The organism is Streptomyces roseoverticillatus (assembly GCF_000719265.1).
Lineage (GTDB): Bacteria > Actinomycetota > Actinomycetes > Streptomycetales > Streptomycetaceae > Streptomyces > Streptomyces roseoverticillatus.
Genome location: NZ_JOFL01000076.1, coordinates 1 through 321 on the forward strand (window position 1 = coordinate 1; position 321 = coordinate 321).

The 321-nt window shown below is 68.8% G+C and carries 1 protein-coding gene; it reads left to right on the forward strand.

What is annotated here, in order from left to right:
* Window positions 1-321: acyl-CoA carboxylase biotin carboxyl carrier protein subunit (locus IF61_RS0131880; RefSeq protein WP_157848746.1), on the forward strand; the 321-nt coding region annotated here is incomplete at its 5' end.

The window sequence follows — 321 nt, forward strand, 5'->3', positions numbered from 1 at the left end:
GTGTCCCTGCCGTCGTCGCTGGGGATGACGCTGGCGCGGACGGCGGCTGCGGGTGGGGCGAAGCCGAAGCGGCGTGCGGCGAAGAAGGCCGGCTCGGCCGCTTCGGGTGACGCGCTGACCTCGCCGATGCAGGGCACGATCGTGAAGGTCGCGGTCGAGGAGGGCCAGGAAGTCGCCGAAGGCGAACTGATCGTGGTCCTTGAGGCGATGAAGATGGAACAGCCCCTCAACGCCCACCGCGCGGGCACGATCAAGGGCATCACCGCCGAAGTCGGCGCCTCCGTCTCCTCCGGCGCCGTCATCTGCGAAATCAAGGACTGA